The sequence below is a fragment of the Catenovulum agarivorans YM01 genome (assembly GCF_000281085.1).
Classification (GTDB): Bacteria; Pseudomonadota; Gammaproteobacteria; order Enterobacterales; family Alteromonadaceae; genus Catenovulum; species Catenovulum agarivorans.
In genome coordinates this window covers 229918-250094 of record NZ_JH767522.1, presented here as the reverse complement: position 1 = coordinate 250094, position 20177 = coordinate 229918, and the positions used below count along the sequence as shown (strand labels likewise).

The 20177-nt window shown below is 40.6% G+C and carries 11 protein-coding genes; 6 read left to right on the top strand and 5 right to left on the bottom strand.

The window, feature by feature from the left end; translation table 11 throughout:
* The first annotated feature begins 122 nt into the window (after positions 1-122).
* The gene (locus tag WSC_RS0103755) at positions 123-620 is read left to right on the top strand and encodes an LURP-one-related/scramblase family protein (RefSeq protein ID WP_016954569.1); all 498 of its coding nucleotides are present in this window, start codon (positions 123-125) and stop codon (positions 618-620) included.
* Positions 621-646: 26 nt separating this feature from the next.
* On the opposite strand, the gene WSC_RS0103750 is transcribed toward WSC_RS0103755, so the two are convergent.
* Together WSC_RS0103750 and WSC_RS0103745 are read right to left on the bottom strand one after the other, a co-directional pair.
* Positions 647-1750, bottom strand: a complete 1104-nt coding sequence (locus WSC_RS0103750) for a phosphoribosylaminoimidazolesuccinocarboxamide synthase (RefSeq protein ID WP_016954568.1) — start codon at positions 1748-1750, stop codon at positions 647-649.
* 52 nt (positions 1751-1802) lie between these two features.
* The gene (locus WSC_RS0103745; RefSeq protein WP_016954567.1) at positions 1803-3152 is read right to left on the bottom strand and encodes an ATP-binding cassette domain-containing protein; all 1350 of its coding nucleotides are present in this window, start codon (positions 3150-3152) and stop codon (positions 1803-1805) included.
* Between the two features lie 116 nt (positions 3153-3268).
* Here WSC_RS0103745 and WSC_RS0103740 point away from each other — a divergent pair, with 116 nt between their 5' ends.
* The 3 genes from WSC_RS0103740 to WSC_RS21770 all read left to right on the top strand — a co-directional run bounded on the left by WSC_RS0103740 (position 3269) and on the right by WSC_RS21770 (position 7338).
* Positions 3269-4228: a hypothetical protein gene (locus WSC_RS0103740; protein ID WP_026016642.1), complete on the top strand. Its 960-nt coding sequence runs from the start codon at positions 3269-3271 to the stop codon at positions 4226-4228.
* Positions 4229-4372: 144 nt separating this feature from the next.
* Positions 4373-5107 carry a FecR domain-containing protein gene (locus tag WSC_RS23905; RefSeq protein ID WP_016954565.1) on the top strand — a complete coding sequence of 245 codons (735 nt, stop codon included), beginning with the start codon at positions 4373-4375 and terminating at the stop codon, positions 5105-5107.
* Between the two features lie 29 nt (positions 5108-5136).
* Positions 5137-7338, top strand: a complete 2202-nt coding sequence (locus WSC_RS21770) for a CHASE2 domain-containing protein (protein ID WP_016954564.1) — start codon at positions 5137-5139, stop codon at positions 7336-7338.
* A gap of 429 nt (positions 7339-7767) precedes the next feature.
* Here WSC_RS21770 and WSC_RS0103725 read toward each other — a convergent pair whose 3' ends face one another.
* Complete coding sequence (locus WSC_RS0103725; protein ID WP_016954563.1) at positions 7768-9285, bottom strand: MFS transporter; 1518 nt, start codon at positions 9283-9285, stop codon at positions 7768-7770.
* A gap of 220 nt (positions 9286-9505) precedes the next feature.
* On the opposite strand from WSC_RS0103725, the gene WSC_RS0103720 reads away from it, so the two are divergent.
* Positions 9506-10021 carry a hypothetical protein gene (locus WSC_RS0103720; RefSeq protein WP_016954562.1) on the top strand — a complete coding sequence of 172 codons (516 nt, stop codon included), beginning with the start codon at positions 9506-9508 and terminating at the stop codon, positions 10019-10021.
* On the opposite strand, the gene WSC_RS0103715 is transcribed toward WSC_RS0103720, so the two are convergent.
* Both WSC_RS0103715 and WSC_RS0103710 read right to left on the bottom strand, forming a co-directional pair.
* Complete coding sequence (locus WSC_RS0103715; protein ID WP_016954561.1) at positions 10018-10911, bottom strand: TonB-dependent receptor; 894 nt, start codon at positions 10909-10911, stop codon at positions 10018-10020. The two genes, WSC_RS0103720 and WSC_RS0103715, sit on opposite strands and share 4 nt — an antisense overlap.
* 101 nt (positions 10912-11012) lie before the next feature.
* On the bottom strand, positions 11013-13394 hold the full coding sequence (locus tag WSC_RS0103710; RefSeq protein WP_016954560.1) for a DNA polymerase II: 2382 nt from the start codon (positions 13392-13394) through the stop codon (positions 11013-11015).
* Between the two features lie 156 nt (positions 13395-13550).
* Here WSC_RS0103710 and WSC_RS0103705 point away from each other — a divergent pair.
* Positions 13551-20177, top strand: a 6627-nt coding sequence (locus WSC_RS0103705; protein ID WP_016954559.1) for a filamentous hemagglutinin N-terminal domain-containing protein, incomplete at its 3' end; no start/stop codon positions are given.

The following is a 20177-nucleotide window of genomic DNA, read 5'->3' as shown; positions in this document are numbered from 1 at the left end:
TGTATAAAAATATTTAAAATTTTGTGAGTTTTTTCGGAGCTAAGTTAGATTGCTGCTTGTTTTTGTTTGTCGTCTGCATATAAGCTTTAAATAAGGAACAAAAACAAACAATCAGAGGAATTATGATTTATCGAATAAAAGAAAAATTTTGGTCTTGGGGAAATGACTTTTCAATTACCGATGAAGCGGGCAACCCTGCTTTTTATGTTGATGGAAAAGCTTTTAGTTTCGGCGACAAACTATCTTTTCAAGATGCTGACAGAAATGAACTAGCATTCATCGCGCAAAAACTACTATCACTTAAACCTAGATATCAGATATTTATCGACGGCGAACAATTTGCTGAAATTGTTAAAGAGTGGTCTTGGTTTAAACAAAAATTTTCATTAGATGTGCCAGGGCCAAATGATTACAGTATTGAAGGTTCGTTCTGGCAGCACGAATTTAAATTTGTTCGCGAGGGCAAAGTAGTTGCAACAATTAGCAAAGATTTTTGGGGATGGACCGACAGCTACGGAGTTGATATTGCTGAAGGTGAAGATATTGTATCTATACTATGTACTTGCATAGTCATCGACCAAATTCTTCAAGATGAGAGTAGTGGTGTAGCTGCGAGCTAGCTAACTCAAGCTACAGGGTTTGGTGGTTAATCCACCAAACTATATTGCTCGCGCAATATTTGAATAATCTCTGCTTTTGGATTATCTGATAAATGTACTTTTTCGCCTGTTATCTTTTCAGCAATATCAATGTAAGTTTTCGATACTTGCATTAATACTTCTACCGGTAATGCGTTGTCACGTGCTAATGCACTGCGCTCATCCATTCTGTCTTTGTTTAATAAGATGTCAGGATCTGGGAAGTGGTTTAACAATAATTGGCGGAAACCTTCTTTTGAGTTTTCAACAATTTTGCCTGCTTGGTAAGCTGCGCCATCCCATATACGTGATGAATCAGGTGTGCCTACTTCATCCATATAAATCAGTTTTTCATTGCCACTAGCATCTTCTACGTAACCAAATTCAAATTTGGTATCAACAAATATTTGGTCAATGGCCGCAAGTGCGTCGCTAATTACACCAAATCCTTCTTTGAGTAATTTTTCGTACAATGCAACATCGTCAATTGACGAAAAGTTAAACGCAGCAAAATTGTTGGTAATGTCTTCGCGAGTAATGTTTACGTCGTCTTGCTCTGGTACGTTTGGAATGCCAGTTAAGATACCTTTGGTAGAAGGTGTCATTAACAAGTCAGGTAATTTTTGGTCTTTTTGTAAACCTTCTGGTAATTGAATACCACAAAAATCGCGTTCACCTTTGCTGTAAGCGCGCCACATAGAGCCAGTGATATATTGGCGACAAATTGCCTCAATTTTTACTGGTTTGGCTTTTTGCACTATCCAGACAAATGGGTGTGGAATATCTAAAATATGGCTGTCGGCTAAACCATTTTCTTTAAATAATTTAAACCAATGGTTTGAAACTGCGTTTAACGCGGCACCTTTGCCCGGCACACCTTGCAAACCTTCTTCGCCATGCCAAATGCAATCAAATGCAGAAATACGATCACTAATTACCATAATGGCTAAAGGTGCATCTGCACGCACATCGTAACCTTTTTCGGCAATTAGTCGTTTTGAGTCGGCTTCAGTTAACCAATAAACCGAACGTACTTTACCACTGTGTACGGGTTTGTCGGTACGTATTGGTAAATCGTCGTTTACCGCTAAAACAGAGTCCGCTAAGCTCATTTATTTATTCCTGCATTGGTTGGAAGAAAATCAAGCGCGGATAATAACAAATTCAGCTATCAGCCGCCAAATGGATTCTTTGTTTAAATAAAGCTAAATGTTCATCTTGCCTGTGGCTGACCATCAATATGGTTGAGTATTGTTGTTGCTCTATGCTTTGTAAAAACTGCAGAATGCGCTGACGGTTACTTTCGTCTAAACCTAATGTGGGTTCGTCTAATACCAACATAAGTGGTGTTTTAACCAGTGCCCGAGCGATTAATACTAACCTTTGTTCACCAAAACTCAGTTGGTTAAATAATATTTGGCTTTTATCGGCTAAGCCTACTTTGTTCAACCATTGTTTTGCTATTTGTATTTGGCTGGCTTCAACTTGTTTATACACACCAATAGAATCAAATAAACCTGATAGTACCACTGTGAGTACATTGCAGTTTACTCGGTAGTTTCTGTGTAAGTCGGCGCTTACTAATCCAATGTGCTTTTTAATGTCCCAAATAGTTTCTCCTTTGCCACGCCTAAAACCAAACACAGTTACATTATTGCTAAAACACTGTGGGCAATCCCCTGTTATTAGCTGTAACAAGGTTGATTTGCCACTGCCATTGGCACCTGTTATCAAGGTATGTTGCAGTGGTTTAATGGTTAAACTTTGTGCTGGGAATATAGCTTGGCCGTCGTAAATGACTTGGCAGTCAATCAACTCGGCAATATTAGTATGTGGATAATCAGCTAGGCGTTTATAGTTTTGTGGCCACTGCCCATCTTGTTTAACTAAATCAGCAAAGTGGTTTTTGATGATTTGTTGATTGCTTGAGTTGTTTGCCCCCAATACTTCAAATTGTTGTTGATTTAACCAAGCTAGTTGTTCAATCCAGTTGGGTAAATCAACCAGATTGCTTAGCATTAATATAACTTGCACGCCAGCGTGGCTAACTTGTTCTAGGGCGCTGGATAAGGCATCGCATGAGTTGGTATCTAAACTATCAAACGGGTTGTCACAAATCAGCACTTGGCTGCCGGCAAATATTTCTTTTAGCAGTAATAATTTTCGCCCTTCACCCGAGCTTAAGCTACGATAACCTGTGTTGAGTCTATGCTCTAAATGAAGTGCTTTGATAAGCGGGTGGTTAAGTTTATCTGCCGGTAAAAAGTCTTTGGCGAGTGTGCCAGGGTCAACTTCGTTGGTAATATCTGATAAATCTATTTTTAATTCATGTTCATAAGTTTGCTGCTGGCTTTCAAACGAAACTAACCCAACTTGTTTATTTTGCAGTTGTAGTTGTTCTATGAGGGTTTTAGCAAACATCTGTTTGCCACCGCCATTTGGGCTTAAAATTGCTATGTTTTGTAAATTTTTAGTTAATTTAATTGTTGGTGCATACGTATTCAAATTAGGCATTGGTTGATATTTTGTTAAAAGTTATCTGGAAGTAATATAATATTGTGTTTTTGCTTGGTGCGTAACAGCATAGCTTGCGCTGCACTCGGAACATATTATAAAAATCAAGGTTTGAGATGAATAAACGATACTTTGTAATCTTTACAATGGCAATATTATTGCAAGCTTGCGCTAATACATCTGCCCCAAAACATGTGCCTTTGACAAATAACGACAGCATTAAAAATCTGGTTATCTATAACTTTGTGGCTCAAGATCAGATCTACCCAGACGTAGAGTTAGAAAGGATTGATCATACATATGCAGTGATGAATGGCGGTGCTCTAGGTTATGCAGTGTCTGCTATAGTTGAAAGTAGTATCAACGCTAATAAAAAGGATGCAGCAGCAGGAGCGATGCAGCAACTTTATCGATATGTTGGAGAGTATGATTTTAGGAAAGAGCATCAGAAACTACTGATGACTACTATATCGCGTAAATATTCGGTGAGTGTAGAGGGTACTGAGGCAACAAAAATACCTCTAACAAATCAAGCTTTATCGCAACGAATTTCAGAGTTAAAAGAGGGTGAGGCTCTGTTATTGCTGTCGTCAGAATATCGATTTGTAAACCGAGCTAAAAGCCTAACTTTAGTAACTGAAGCACGAATTTATACGAAAAACGCAAAGACTTTGGATAAGCAGCCGCAACCTAGTTACTACAACCAATTCTATTACGAGTCTTTATCGACTGGCAGCGGTCGAGACGACTCTTTAAGACGTTGGGCGGATGATGATGCAAAATTGTTTATTGAAACATTAAACCATGCAGTAGTTGAAACTATAGATTTAATGTTATTTGATCTACACGATCCGCTGGAAAATAAATGTGCTGCTGATGTAGCGTCTACTTTTAAAACACCTGAGAACATATATACGCAGTTAATAGGAAAATTTATTAGCGAAAAAAATGGGCGTTATGTATATCGTGAGAATAAGAGTGGCCGATTAATTTCGACTGTAAACAAGCATCATCCGGTTACCTATAAAAAGGGTAAAGCGCCAAGCAAAAACTCATGTTATCTAGTCAAACAATAGTACCCAGATTGGTTTGCCGCTAATATTTAAATTGACTTTTGTTTAAAAATTAACCAAAGTCTTCACCCGCAGTGAATTTGAAATACATTTTGCACATATCTGGTCTAATCTAAAAATAATATCTGAGATTTACAAGGGGTAGGGATGAATTCAGCGATTAAAACGTCTATGGTTAGACGTCAATTATTAAAAAAGCTAATTGCGGTTGCTGGTGCTGGAACTTTTTCTAATTTAGCTTTTTCACAAATTGTTTATGCATTAGGTAAAGTGCCAAAACCTATGGAAGAAGGTGAATCTATCTTTCGTTTGAAAGGAAAAGTACGAGTTAACGGAGAGCTAGCCAATCAACAAACAAAAATTCCCACCAATGCAGCAATAGAAACCAGTGAAAATAGCGAATTGATATTTGTTGTCGGTAAAGATGCACATTTGTTACGTGAAAATAGTGAAGTTATTTTATCATCCGACGCTCAGCAGATAGAAACCGGTGCTCAGTTATTAAAAGGTAAATTGATGTCTGTGTTTGGTAAACGTGAAGGTGCTGAAAAGCATACAACCACAACAACCACAGCAACAATCGGAATACGCGGCACAGCAGTTTATGCCGAGTCTGAGCATGATCGGAGTTATGTCTGTACTTGTTATGGTAAAGTTGATTTAACCGCCAGTGAAGATTCAACTAGTTTTGAAGCGATCCGCACAACACATCATGACTCTCCTCGTTTTGTCCTTGCCAATGGTGAAAAAGGTCAGTTAATTCAACCTGCGCCTATGCTAAATCATGGTGATGACGAGATTATGCTAATTAATGCAATATTGGGTTTACCAACCCCTTTTTCAGCGTTAAACGATTATTCGGATATTGATTTAGACTATTAACATACAGCATCAAGCTAAAGATTATTATTATGCGTAAGTGGCTATTTTGGATTTGTATTTTAGCGAGTTTGTTTGGCCATTTAACCCATATTAGCGAGTTTGCGTCATTACGTTTATTGTCCAAACTCGAACATGCTTTGTACGATTGGCAAATCACTCATCAAGCAGCTGATTTAGGCAAGCCGCAAGTCGTGATCGCTAATATTGATGAAAAAAGCATAGCTGAATTAGGCCAATGGCCGTGGCGGCGAGATGTATTGGCGCAGTTGCTCGAAAGCTTGTTTAACCATTATCAAATTAACCTAATTGGCTTTGATACTGTGTTTGCTGAAAGCTCAGATACAACAGCAATCGAAGTGTTGGATATTCTTAATCAAACTGAGTTGCAGCAACAAGCGTTATTTCAACAAGCTTACCAAAGTTTTAAACCTCAACTGCAATTTGACCAAATGTTTGCAGAACAAATGGCAGAGCACAAAGTGGTTGCTGGTTTGGTTTTTGCACAAAATAAACAAGCGAATAAAAACAATCTTCCTGTGCCTTTGGCGCAAACACGAAATTCTAGTTTGGTGGCTGCGCAGTCTTTTATTGCTAATTTGCCAATATTTCACCAAGCCGCTTCTGGTGCAGGTTTTTTCGATAATTCATTGTTAGATGAAGATGGAGTATTTAGGCGCGTACCCTTACTGCAGCAATATCAAGGTTATGTTTATCCTTCACTTGCATTAGAAATGGCCAGAGTGGCTAAACAACAAAAAATAATCGCTAATTTTGCACAAGTAAAACAAACGGATGGAACTGAGGTGAATCAACTGGCAGGTATTCAGTTAAACGGATACGATATTCCAGTAGATAAACAAGCCGCTGTGTTAGTGCCATACACAGGTGGAGCGTATCAATTTGCTTATTATTCGATAGTGGATATCCTGCGACAGCAAATTCCAGTTGAGGAGCTTAAAGGTAAGTTGGTGCTGTTAGGCACAGATTCAGCTGGTTTATTAGATTTGCGAACCACGCCATTTGCTAAAGCTGTACCTGGTGTTGAGGTGCATGCGTCGATTATTCATGGTTTATTAACCGAACAAATTGTCGCTCCAATTCATCAGCCCTTGGTGATGCAGCTTGGTTTGTTCTTGTTATTGTCTTTGTTATTAATCTTGTTGTATCGCATTAATAACCCAAGCTGGCAGATTGTTTACGCCTTGTCTGTTTTAGTTGGTTTATTTGTGGTCAGTTTTGTTTTGTGGTCGCAAAAAATATATATGCCACTGGCGAGTCAAACCAGTTATTGGTTTTTAACAGCTGTTTTGTTAATTGCCTATAAGTTGATTATGGAGCATAGACAAAAAGATTTTATTGTTCGAAGGTTTGGTCAATATGTGCCGCCAAGTTTAGTCGCGGATATGGCGAAATCGCCAGATAAATATCAACTGCAGGGTCAACAAAAGCAGCTGACTGTATTGTTTACCGATATTCGTGATTTTACCCGCATCTCAGAGCAGTTATCGGCCAATGATTTATCTGATTTGATGAATCAATATTTAACTGTGATGACCCGTATTATCCACAAGCACAATGGCACCATAGATAAGTATATGGGGGATGCGATTATGGCATTTTGGGGTGCACCGGTGGATAACCCTAATCATTCGTTTGAAGCTGTGGCTGCTGCGGTTGAAATGCAGCAAGCATTAGATAAAGTTAATAAAGATTTTGCCAGCAAAAATTGGCCACAACTGCAAACTGGTATTGGTATTAATACTGGCTTGATGCATGTCGGCAATATGGGCTCTGAGTTTAGAATGGCTTATACAGTGATTGGCGATGAAGTTAATTTAGCATCACGCTTAGAGGGGTTAACTAAGCAATATGGTTGTGAGATTTTGCTTGGTGAACATACTTTTGAGCTAGTGGCGAGCAGCCCTTGGATGATCCGTGAAATTGATGCGGTTAGGGTTAAAGGTAAACAACAAGCAGTGGCTATTTATCAGCTTTGTTTGCCATCGAATAAAGGGGATTATGCTAAAGGAATTGTTTCTGAATTTGCCGAGTTTTTGTCGGCTTATCGGCAGCAAAATTGGTCTGAGGCTGTCAGGCATTTACGCAGTTTATTGGATAAACAATTGGTTTCTGATGCGCTGTATCAGCTTTTTATGCAGCGCATAAGTGGTTATCAACAGTCACCACCGCCGGATAATTGGGATGGGGTTTATACTTATCAAATTAAGTAGGTGTTGGCCGTTTTATCGCTAGAAAAATTGTGCCAGAGAAGTCAAAACGTGAATGAGGTATTATTCACAAAAACGCTGTGAATACGTGCAACAGAGCCCATTTGAAGCATAATTTTCTAAAAGCGCTGTTCGGCATGTGCAATATGGCCAAAAGAGCGAGAGCATAACTTTCGCAAAACCGCTGTGAATTAGTGCACATAAGCCCATTTGAAGCATAATTTTCTAAAAACGCTTTTCGCCAGTCCCTGGCCGCTCCCAAAAGATATCCATATCTTTTGAAGTTTTAGAAAATCATGCTTTGAGTATGCTTGGTTGCACATAATCAAAGGTGCACAGAACCTTTAAAACTGACATTTCCTTCATTCTATATGGGGCTTCAACTCTGAAGGCAGGTATTCCACCCCATATACTTAAGCAAACAAACTCAGCTTAATCCTCATTTGGCAGTTTAACTAACAACACGGTAAAGCCAGCAATAAACCAACTAATGCCACCTATCGCAAAACCATAGATTGGTTTTGCGTCCAATAACTCGGTGATAATAAAACCAAGCACGGCTGCAGCAAGTATTTGAGGCAACACAATAAAGAAATTGAATATACCCATATACACACCTAATTTATGTGATGGCAAAACATTAGATAACATACTATAGGGTAGCGATAAGATTGATGCCCAAGCAAAACCGACACCTACGGTTGATAGCAATAACCAAGCTGGATCTTCAACCACGAGGAAAGATAAAAAGCCCAGTGCACCAATCCATAGGTTGATCATATGGCCAAGTTTTACGCCAACTTTAGCAACTATAATTGGAATTATAATTGCGGCAATCGCGGCATAACCATTGTAAGCGGCGGATAAAACGCCCCACCAATCAGCGCCTTCAGCAAAAGCAGCGGATGTTGGGTCGCCACTACCAAAATGATGTTCGGCAACTGCTGCCGTGCCATAAATCCACATTGCAAATAGTGCAAACCAAGAGAAAAATTGCACAACGGCAAGTTGGCGCATAGCTGTTGGCATAGCAAATAAATCTTCAACCACTTCAACAAAACCATTTTCGGTGCAATTTTTCGATTTCAATAGAGCAACTGCCCATTGTACACAAGCGAAAACCATGCAGCCGCCGGACAAAATATACAGTTGTTTGTCTAGATTTAGCCCAACAAAAAAGGCCGTTAAAATGAGCCCGGCGAGGAACCACAAAACGCCATGTGCAACAAACTTACTGATTGATCTATCCGCTACCACTTGGTGATCTTCGGCTAAGCCGCGTTGCATTTTTTCAAATTTCTCAAACTCGGCCATTTCTTCTGGGTTGTATTCTTTAGTTGTGAACACAGTCCAAGCGACGGCCAAGAAAAAGCTAATACCACCAACGTAAAACGCGTACTTAACACTGTCAGGGATTTCACCCGGCGGAGCTGTATTCGCAACATCAAACCAGTTGGTCATAATCCACGGCAGCATAGAAGCTGAGACAGCACCAACACCAATGAAAAAGGTTTGCATCGCGTAGCCTTTTGGCCGTTGCTTTTGTGGCATCATGTCACCAACAAAAGCTCTAAAGGGCTCCATAGAAACATTAATCGATGCATCCATAATCCACAGCATACTGGCGGCAAACCATAGTGTCGGTGAATTAGGCATGATTATCAGTGCAGCGGAAGCGAGCAAAGCGCCCCATAAAAAATAAGGGCGGCGGCGACCCAGTTTGCCCCAAGTTTTATCACTCATATGGCCAATTATAGGTTGAATGACCAAACCTGTTATTGGCGCTGCAAGCCAGAGGATTGGTAGATTATTGTAATCTGCACCTAGGGTTTGAAATATTCGACTGGTATTGGCGTTTTGCAAGGCAAAGCCAATTTGGATGCCTAAAAAGCCAAAACACATGTTCCAGATTTGCCAAAAGTTTAAATACGGCTTTTCTCGCAAAGTCATAAGTAAGCTGCCACTAGTTGTTATTGTTCGTAATAGTATTGAGTATGGATCAGCTTGTTCATTCTGCAAAAAAATAGCGCTATGAATTCGAATGCAATAACTCGAACTATATTTCTTAGTTATTTTTGTAATACATGAATGTAATTGATATTTTGTTTTGTTGTCTAACACTTGTTGCTAATTTGATTGGGTTGGAATATTTAATCAAATAGAGGCAATTATGTTTAAAAGTTTAGTTTTATCTATGTTCTTGCTCAGTGCATTTAGTGTTATGTCTGCAGGCAAACAGGTTGGTGCTAGCTTAAATCATAAAGAGGATATAGCAGTAAGTGATATACCAGCTGAGGTGATGAAAATTATTGTACAGGCACGGCCAGGGTTTACCGCACAACAAGCAGAAAAAGAATTTAAACATGGTCATGTATATATTGATGTAGAGGGTTTAGATGCCGACGGTAATGAAATCGAATTTGACATGCTAGAGCAAAACGGCAAATGGCAAATAGTGGAGATCCAAAGAGATTTAGTCCTTGCTCAATGCCCAGCTGAAGTGGTGCAAGCATTAACTAATATTCATCCACAAATTAACCCCAAGCGAATAATCGAAAGTGAACAAACCACAGGTGAGGTCATTTACGAATTTTATACAGTCGACAAAGCGGGTAAAGAAGCCAAGTTCGAAGTTAAATATGCCAATGGCCAAGCTGAATTACTTGAATCAGAGTGGCAACATTAAAATTTATATGTGTAACTTAACGACACTTCGTTTTTTTGATACGAAGTGTTTGAGTTATCAGCATGAACCCAATAACGTTTAAATTTAGCTGAAAGTTTGTGGGCGTTTCGCTGGTACTGAGCTGTTAGTTGTCCTGCATAATAGCGACCGTCGTAATTGTAACTATACCAGTGGCCACATAAATTTTGATTTATGTGGTAGTCGTACCATTGGTAATTATAGTCCCCTTGGTAATCTGCCGCTGAAACTTCTTCTCCGTCTTTACAATAAGCGGTTGATTTACTGCCAATTAATTCTCCAATCGCGTAATTAAAGCGGCTATGTAACTGCCAACTATTGGTTAATTGGTACTCTAATTGAGCAAATGATTGGCTAATATTTTGCTCAAAAACTTTGTTTTTAGCATCTTGGTAACTGTGCGATAAACCAGCCCTAATTTGAGTTAAATCTGTTACTCGTTTGTTCCAGACGAAGGTCAAATCAATTTTATTGGCGTCGCGTGCGTAACTCTCACTGTTAATTTTACTCAGTTTTACACTGGCGATATAAAATGGCGCTAAGTAAGAAAAGTTATTTTGCCAGCCATACCACAAACCCAACTCAACTTGGGTATTGTCCAACATAGAATATTTTTGTTGCTGATTTCGACTGATTTCTGCTGATAAATTGAGTTTTTTGCCCTGCGATATTTGCCATGCATAACTAGTACTGGCGCTTAAACTGTGTTGTTGGTCACCTAACTGCTCTGATTGTTTATAGGCATTCATTACATTGTTATTGTGCGAATATTGGTAGCTGATTTTGCTTTTTAATGCACCCGCGAAGCTAGGTAGTGAGATTATGGTAACGGATACAACACCAATCAGATAAGTTAATGTTTTTATATACATTTATGCATCCAGCATGTTATTAAATTTATTTTAGTATAGCTTTAGAACTGCAAAATAAAAAACGGTTCTAAACTTGTTTATTTATACAACATAGGGCTGGATTAAAACAAACTTAATTGCTGTGAACTGATTTTGTCAAAACTCAAACCTACAAAGGGCAAAATGCCATCGGCGATAGGTTTAATTTGTTTTTCGATATAGTGTTGGTAGTCAATAGGATTAAATTGATATTCAACTGGTTGTGGTCCAGCTGTGGTTAATACATATCTGATCCAGCCTTTATTTTGATACTGCGGGCTTTTACCGCGTTTTTGGTTTTCTTCATCGGCTAAACGCGCGGCACGCACTTGTGGTGGAATGTTTTTTTGATAGTCAGCTAGATTTCTGCGTAAACGTTTGCGATAGACCAACTGGCTATCCCGCTCACCAGCTAAAGTTTGTTGAACAAAAGTTTGCACATATTCGCTTGGCTCTTTTTCAGTAAACACCAGTAGATACAGCTGTTGTTGGAATTCACGGGCTAAATCTGTCCAGTCGCTGCGCACGGTTTCTAATCCTTTAAAAACCAGCTTAGGTTCTGTGGTATCTGCTTGTGCAATCACACCTGCGTAACGTTTTTTACTGCCGGCTTCAGAGCCGCGAATGGTTGGCATTAAAAAACGACTAAATAGGGTTTCAAATTCAATTTCTAAATGGCAATCGAGTTGATATGTATCTTGGGTCCAAGTTTGCCATTTTTGATTGATTAGTTCTTGCAGCTGCAGGCCAACTTCACGTGCTTGCTCGCTATCGTTTATTTGTTCTAACCAGACAAAAGTAGAGTCGGTATCACCATAAATAACTGAATAACCTTGCTCTTCAATCCACTTGGCAGTTTGTTGCATTATTTGGTGGCCGCGCATGGTAATTGAGCTGGCTAAGCGGGTATCGTAAAAACGACAGCCACCAGAGCCTAGCACACCATAAAATGAATTCATCAGTATTTTTATTGCTTGTGAGCGCGCTTGATCTTTTTGTTGTTTGGCTTGGTCTCGCTGTGCCCACAGCTGAGTGATGATATCGGGCAAAAAATGTTTATCGCGCGAAAACTTGGCACCTTTAAAACCTTCTATTGCATCGTCTGGATTTTGCAATCCTTCAATTAACCCAAGTGGATCAATCTTAAATGTACGAATGATGGATGGATACAGGCTTTTAAAATCGAGTACTAACACGTTGGAATACAAGCCAGGTTTGGAGTCCATTACATATCCACCTGGGCTGGCTAAGCCACCGCCCATTGGCAAATTAGGTGCGACATAACCTGCTTTGTGTAGTTTGGGCAAATACACATTAGTGAATGCAGCGACTGAACCGCCCACTCGGTCTAAATCTAATCCGGTAAGTTGGCTGCGCAACATTAAAAAGTCGATGAGTTTGGTGTGCTCAAATATTTCAGTGACCAGTTTGGTATCTTGTAAATTGTATTTTGCTAGCGCGACTTTATTGTGCTCAAAATCATAGTTAATTTGCGCCATGCGGTTGTCAACATCATGGGTGAGTTTCCCTTTACCTAAAAGTTTTTGTGCAACATATTCAAGGCTAAAACTTTCATATTGATAGGTGGCGGTTTTTAAAGCGTCTATACCATCAATCACCATACGGCCAGCAATAGTTACATAACCCTGGTTTTTTTCAGTTGGATGATTGCGCCAGCGCATCTCTGAATGATTGCGGCCAAAGGTGAGTTTGATGCGGTATTTTTCCGCACGTTTTAGCAGCAACCTAAAATCAAAGTTAATCACATTCCAGCCAATTATGATGTCAGGGTCGAGCAAATTAATTTGTTTTATCAGTTGCTGTAATAATTCAGCTTCGTTTGCTACCCAAATGATGTCGAGCTCATTTGTGTCGTTTGCTTGTGGGCCAACCATAATGACTATCTCAACAGGCGGCATGTGCAAAGCTACTGAGTAAAGCTCACCGTATTCACTGCATTCAATATCTAATGAGCAGCAACTGAGTTTAATGTCTATTTGTTCGTTGGCACAGAGCGGGATGTCTTTGTACAAATGTTTATGCTGCAAACCGCTTGCTGCAATATTAACTGCACCTTTTAGATTGCGCGGCATTAAATACCTATCATGTAACCTAATATCATCTTCAAAACAGACTATGTTGTTTTTAGTTAATAAACGGCTGGCTTTTTGCCCGGCGGCTAGGTTGTTAAATTGTAATAAGCTAACAGATTTGTGTTGAAAGTTTTTATGTTCAAGTTGTTTATATTCAAATGCTATTTTTTGTGTATTGAGTAGCTGTTGAACCTGGTCTAATGACTCTTGCTCAATAAAAAATAAATTTTTTTGCTCTGTGTAGTGAATACAAACAACATTGGTTTTGGTTTTTAACCAAAGTTCAATAATGCCTTGTCCTTGCCTATCAAAGCTGGTTTTGCTCAATATGTACGCTTGGGTAAAATCATTAATTGGTTGTTTTTTAGACATCTTGGTTCGGCAAGTCTTTGTTAATTAATAAACAATCTTTGATTTATTTGTAATCGTTTTGTTGATTTATTGTACTTGTGTACTAAGCTCTTTTATTGATCAGTCATCCGTCCGCTGAGATTAAAAACATATTTGGCCAGACCAAGGATCCAAAAGATGAAAAATACTAATAACCGTACTCAAGTCAAAAATACACTCGCTCAACCTCTTGCTAAATCTTCAATCGCTATTGCTGTTTCAACTGCTTTATGGGCATCCCAAGCTGTTGCTGCGACTACATCGTCACTAAACGATAGTGCAGTCAATAGTGATGGTGGTGCAACTATTACTGGTGTTGGTGATGGTTCCACAACAGCTAATATTACTGCAAATACGCAAAATACTATCATAGATTGGGAAACTTTAGGTTTAGCCAGCGACGAAACGCTTAATTTTACTGGGACGGCTGATTCGGTATTTTTAAACCGAGTGACAGGTAATGACGCGAGTTTAATGGATGGCTCGGTTAACACCAGCAATGTTGAAACACTTATTTTTGTTAATCCAAATGGTGTGACGGTTGGGTCTAATTTTAACAATACAGGTGCACTGAATAGCAACTTGATGATCTCAACCAAAGATGTTTCGAGCTTGTCTGGCTATAGCGAAGGTGCAGCTGATTTTGGATTAACCCTAACCGATAGTGGCAATAACGCCGATATAACTATTAACTCGATTCGAGCAACGGTTAATGATGATAAAAAGCTCAATATAGTTTCTGAAAATGATGTGATTATCAGTAACTCAGGTACAGGTACAGACACCTTAGGTGCAAACTATCTAACCATTACTGCGGATGGCAATGTAGATGGCTCTGCAGGTGCAATTGCTGCAGACGGTGAGATATCAATCAGTGCCGGTGGTAATGTTGATATTGAGTCGGTAAAAGCGGGTGTTATTTACATAGATGCAACGGGTACGGTTAATGTAAATCAATCTGCTGGAACTTTAGAAATTGGTCAAGTCGAAGGTTCGAGTATTAGTTTAACTAGTTTGCAGTCGTTGTCTGGTGGCTTGGTTAAGATTAATAACCCTATTACAGCCACGACTGGCTCACAAACTGGTCAAAATACCAGCTTCTCGGACGATGCTAATTTAATCACTGATGGGACTATTACCATTACTGCTGATGACACAGCAAGCAACAATTTGGAAATTGGCACCAGCGGCAATGCAATTGAAATCAATTCTTCTGGTGGTACTTTAACCACCTCTGGCACCAAAGTTGGCAATTTATACTTCACGGTAGATGGTGATTTAAATTTAGGTGATGTTACTTCATCTGGTGATATTCAAATTAGTGAAGCGAGTGGCGCAACCTCAACCTTAACCCAAACGGGCACAGTTACTTTAAACAAAGCAGCAGGCCAAGAAATTTCATTAGATTTTACCGGCGTAGATGTGGATGATTTAGATCCAAGCGTCGCCAATGCTGCTAATTTAACCATAAAGGCAAATGACTTAACCATTGCGGACACTATTGATGTGTCTGGTCAAACTTTAACTATTAATGCCACTGGTACTATTACCGGGGAAGGCACTTTGGCAAGTGATTTTACCGCTGATACCTTAGTCATTACTGGTACAACTAATTCAGGTAGTTTTGATACCGACGTTAACAACTTAAATATGACTCAAGCTGGTAGTTTAACTATTAGCAATGAAGGCGATTTAGTTGTTGGTGTGTCAAACATCAATGGCACAACGGCTATTTCCACTAAAAACGCCGGTGATGATATTACCTTGGGTAATGCAGTCGCGGTTGCGAGCAGTGCTAGTTTAAGCTTAACCACAGCCGATACTACAGGTGTGGTAACAGTTAACGGCGCTGTTTCTGGTGCTTCGGGCACGTTAAATATTACCGCAGACAATGTTGATTTAAATGCAGCAGTTTCTACCGGCACAGTTACGCTAGATACAGTAACGGACAACGCCGCAATAGATTTGGGTACAGCCGTTGGTACACTAAATTTAGATGCAACCAGTGTCACCAATTTAACCGCAGGCACCGCTAGTCAAACCGTTAAAATAGGCGACGACAGCAATACTGGTGCTGTGACAATCAATTCCGCTATCAGTAATTCAAATGTTAATTTAGATATTAATTCAGGCAATCTAACGATTGGCTCGGCCGTTACCGCAAATAGCATAGATGCAGATGCTGCTGGTACGGCAGATGTTAACGCTGCAGTTGTCACGACTGGGGATACAAATATTAATGCGACCGGCAATTTTGCTGTGTCGGCATTAGGCTCTATCACTTCGAGTTCTGGTGACATCATAGTCAATTCTGATGGCACAGTTACCACTGACGGTGCTTTAAGTGCGGGTAACGATTTAACTATTACTGCAGATGGCGCTGTGGATACTAATCAAACCATCACAGCTGGTAATGACACTAGCATCAGCACAACCACAGGTGCAGTCACTATTGATGCTGCATTAACCAGTACAGGTGATGTCAGCATAAGCACGTCAGATAACTCAGTCACCACTACAGCAAAAGTTTCTGGTGCTGATTTAACCGTGACCTCATCAACAGGTGCTACCTTAATTACAGCGGTTGATTCTGCCGCTATTAATGCTGGCTCTGGCGACATTAGTGTAACTGAAGATGATGCAATTGCGCTCAACAATATAGTTACTACAAGTGCCAACACCACAGCTGTTGCTATTACATCTACGGCTGGTGGTATTAGCTCTAACGATAGCACCTCTATTCAAGCAAGCTCAGGTGAAATTGCATTAACTGCTGCGGCTGATATTGATGTAAATACCTCGGGTGGCGCAACTTTCAATAGTTTATCGGATGGTGTTGCTATCACCATAGACGCAAATACTAACACCATAAGTTTCACTAATGCTGTTGGTGGTGGAGATGATGTATTAACTGTCACGGGTTTAGATGTTCAAAATGCTACAGATTTAAATACAGGGGCTGACGCAATCACAGTGACCTCTGGCGATTTAACTTTATCCGCTTCAGGCTCGTTAACAGTAGCAGGTGCATTAACCGCGACAGATCATGTTACTTTACAAGGTGATACAGTTAGTTTGGCTGCCGTCACTTCTGACAGCAATACAGACTCAACTGGTGATATTTTAATTGAAGCTGGCACAGGTGGCTTAGCGTTAAATGCGAATGTTACATCCAACAATAACGATATGGATATCCGTGGTTTATCTGACAGCCATACTATCGGTTTAGGCAATGGTGCTGGTGATGTCAGTATTAGCCAAGGTGAGTTAGATTTATTACAAGCTGGCACTGGTGTCATCACTTTTGGTAAATCAAGTGGAGGGGCCGTCACTATTGATGGTGCTGATTTAGCCACCACAACGACGCATCAAGGTGTTGATATTTTATCTGCAGGCGCGGTATCAATTGCCAACGCCTTAAACGTCGGCACAGTTTCAGGTGATGACTTAGATATTGACGCCGCGAGCATTAGCAACGCTGGCTCTGCTGTTGTTACTGCAGTTGCTTTAGATGTAACAACTACAGGTAATGCTGATTTATCTGGTAATAACCTCATTTCTGGCACTGTAACCTCAGACGTTTCCGGCAATTTAACCCTGACCAATACAACCAATACCACTTTAGGTACAACGTCTGCAGCTAATTTAACTTTATCTGCTAATGGCACAGTAACAGATGCAGGTGTGATCACAGTTACTGGCACAACTGACATCGATAGCTCGGCAGCCAATGGTAATGTCGATTTAAGCAATAATACGCAAAGCTTAAATGTGTTTACTGTCGCTGCTGGCACAGGCACAGTGATGGTGGATGAAACAGATGCACTAGACCTAGGCAATATCACAGCGTCAGCATTAACAGTAACTGCAGGCGGTGCGGTATCTGACTCTGGTACATTAACCGTATCGGGTACAACAGATATTGATACCTCAGCGGGTAATGCAGATATCACGTTAAATACCAATACCCACAGCCTAGCAACCTTAATAGTCGATGCAGGCACTGGTGCGGTCGATATAGACGAAACAGATGCACTCACACTCCAAGTAGATGGCGCAGGTGATGTGACAGTTGATTCAGTTGGTGCATTAACCCTAAATGCAGGTTCAATGGCGAACCTGACAGTGACTGATGCTACATCAATTACAGATGCTGGCGCGTTAACCGTTACAGGTACAACCGATTTAGACACCTCAACCGCTAACGGCGCAATAGTATTAGACACCTTCACACATAACCTAAATACCTTCACAGCAGATGCAGGCACAGGTGCAATAGATATAGATGAAACAGGCGCACTTGATTTAGGTGATACGACTACATCAGCATTAACGATAACTGCAGGCGGTGCAGTCTCTGACTCAGGTACCTTAACCGTATCAGGTACAACAGATATAGACACCTCAGCGGGCAATGGCGCAATTACGTTAAATACTAATACCCATAGCCTAAATACCTTAGTGGTAGATTCAGGCACAGGTAATGTAGATATAGACGAAACAGACGCACTAACCTTACAAGTAGATGGTGCGGGTGATGTCACTGTAGATTCAGTCGGTGATTTGACCTTAAACGCAGGCTCAATGAGCAACTTAACAATAACAGATGCTGATTCAGTCACAGATGCAGGTGTATTAAGTATCACTAGCACAGCTGATATAGACACCTCATTAGCCAATGGTAACGTTGACTTAAATAACAATACTCATTCAATCGGCACCTTAATGGTGGATGCTGGTACAGGTACATTAGATGTCGCCGAAACCGATGCATTAACTTTACAAGTAGATAATGCAGGTGATGTGACGGTAGATACAGTGGGTGCATTAACCTTAAATGCAGGTTCAATGTCGAGCTTAACCGTTAGTGCGGCCTCATCCATTACTGATGCAGGTGCCTTAACAGTGACAGGTGCAACCGACTTAGATACATCAGTCGCTAACGGCAATATCGACCTAGATAATGCAACCCACAGCTTAAATAGCTTAGCGGTAAATGCAGGAACAGGCTCAGTTGATGTTGATGAAACAGATGCAATTGCCTTGGGCAATATCACAGCAGCAAACTTCACAGTATCAGCAGGCGGTGCGGTATCAGATACAGGCACATTAACCGTATCAGGCACCACAGATATAGACACAGCCTCGAATAACTCAGCTATCACGTTAAACACCAACACTCATAGCTTAAACACCTTAATTGTTGAATCAGGTACAGGTGCAGTTGATATAGACGAAACAGATGCATTAACCCTACAAGTTGATAGCGCAGGTGATGTAACAATCGATTCAGTTGGTGCACTAACCTTAAATACAGGTTCAATGAGCAACTTAACAGTTAGCGCAGCGGCATCCGTGACAGATGCAGGTGCACTAACAGTAACAGGTACAACAGATATTGATACCTCAACAGCCAATGGCAATGTTGATTTAAGCAATAATACGCAAAGCTTAAATGTGTTTACTGTCGCAGCAGGTACAGGCACAGTAATGGTGGATGAAACAGATGCACTAGACCTAGGCAATATCACAGCGTCAGCATTAACAGTAACTGCAGGCGGTGCGGTATCTGACTCTGGTACCTTAACTGTATCGGGTACAACAGATATTGATACCTCAGCGGGTAATGCAGATATCACGTTAAATACCAACACCCACAGCCTAGCAACCTTAGTGGTAGATGCAGGTACAGGTGCGGTCGATATAGACGAAGCAGATGCACTCACATTGCAAGTAGATGGTGCGGGTGACGTGACGGTAGATTCAGTCGGCGCATTAACCTTAAATGCAGGTTCAATGGCGAACCTGACAGTGGCTGATGCTACATCAATTACAGATGCTGGCGCGTTAACCGTTACAGGTACAACCGATTTAGACACCTCAACCGCCAATGGTGCAATAGTATTAGATACCTTCACACATAACCTAAATACCTTCACAGCAGATGCAGGAACAGGTGCAATTGATATAGATGAAACAGACGCACTTGATTTAGGTGATACGACTACATCAGCATTAACCATAACTGCAGGCGGTGAAGTCTCTGATTCAGGTACCTTAACTGTATCAGGCACAACAGATATAGACACCTCAGCAGGTAATGGTGCAATTACGTTAAATACCAATACCCATAGCCTAAATACCTTAGTGGTCGATTCAGGCACAGGTAATGTAGATATAGATGAAACAGACGCACTAACCTTACAAGTAGATGGTGCGGGTGATGTAACAGTCGATTCAGTCGGTGCATTAACCTTAAACGCAGGTTCAATGGCCAACTTAACAGTGACAGATGCAGATTCAGTCACAGATGCAGGTGTGTTAAGTATCACTAGCACAGCAGATATCGACACCTCAGCCAACAATGGTAACGTTGACTTAAATAACAATACCCATTCAATCGGCACCTTAATGGTGGATGCTGGTACAGGTACATTAGATGTAGCCGAAACCGACGCATTAACACTGCAAGTAGATAATGCAGGTGCAGTGACAGTCGATACAGTGGGTGCATTAACCTTAAATGCAGGTTCAATGTCGAGCTTAACCGTTAGTGCAGCCTCATCCATTACTGATGCAGGCGCATTAACAGTGACAGGTGCAACCGACTTAGACACATCAGTCGCCAACGGCAATATCGACCTAGATAATGCAACCCACAGCTTAAATAGCTTAGCGGTTAATGCTGGCACTGGCTCAGTTGATGTAGATGAAACAGATGCGATTGCCTTGGGTAATATCACAGCAGCAAACTTCACAGTATCC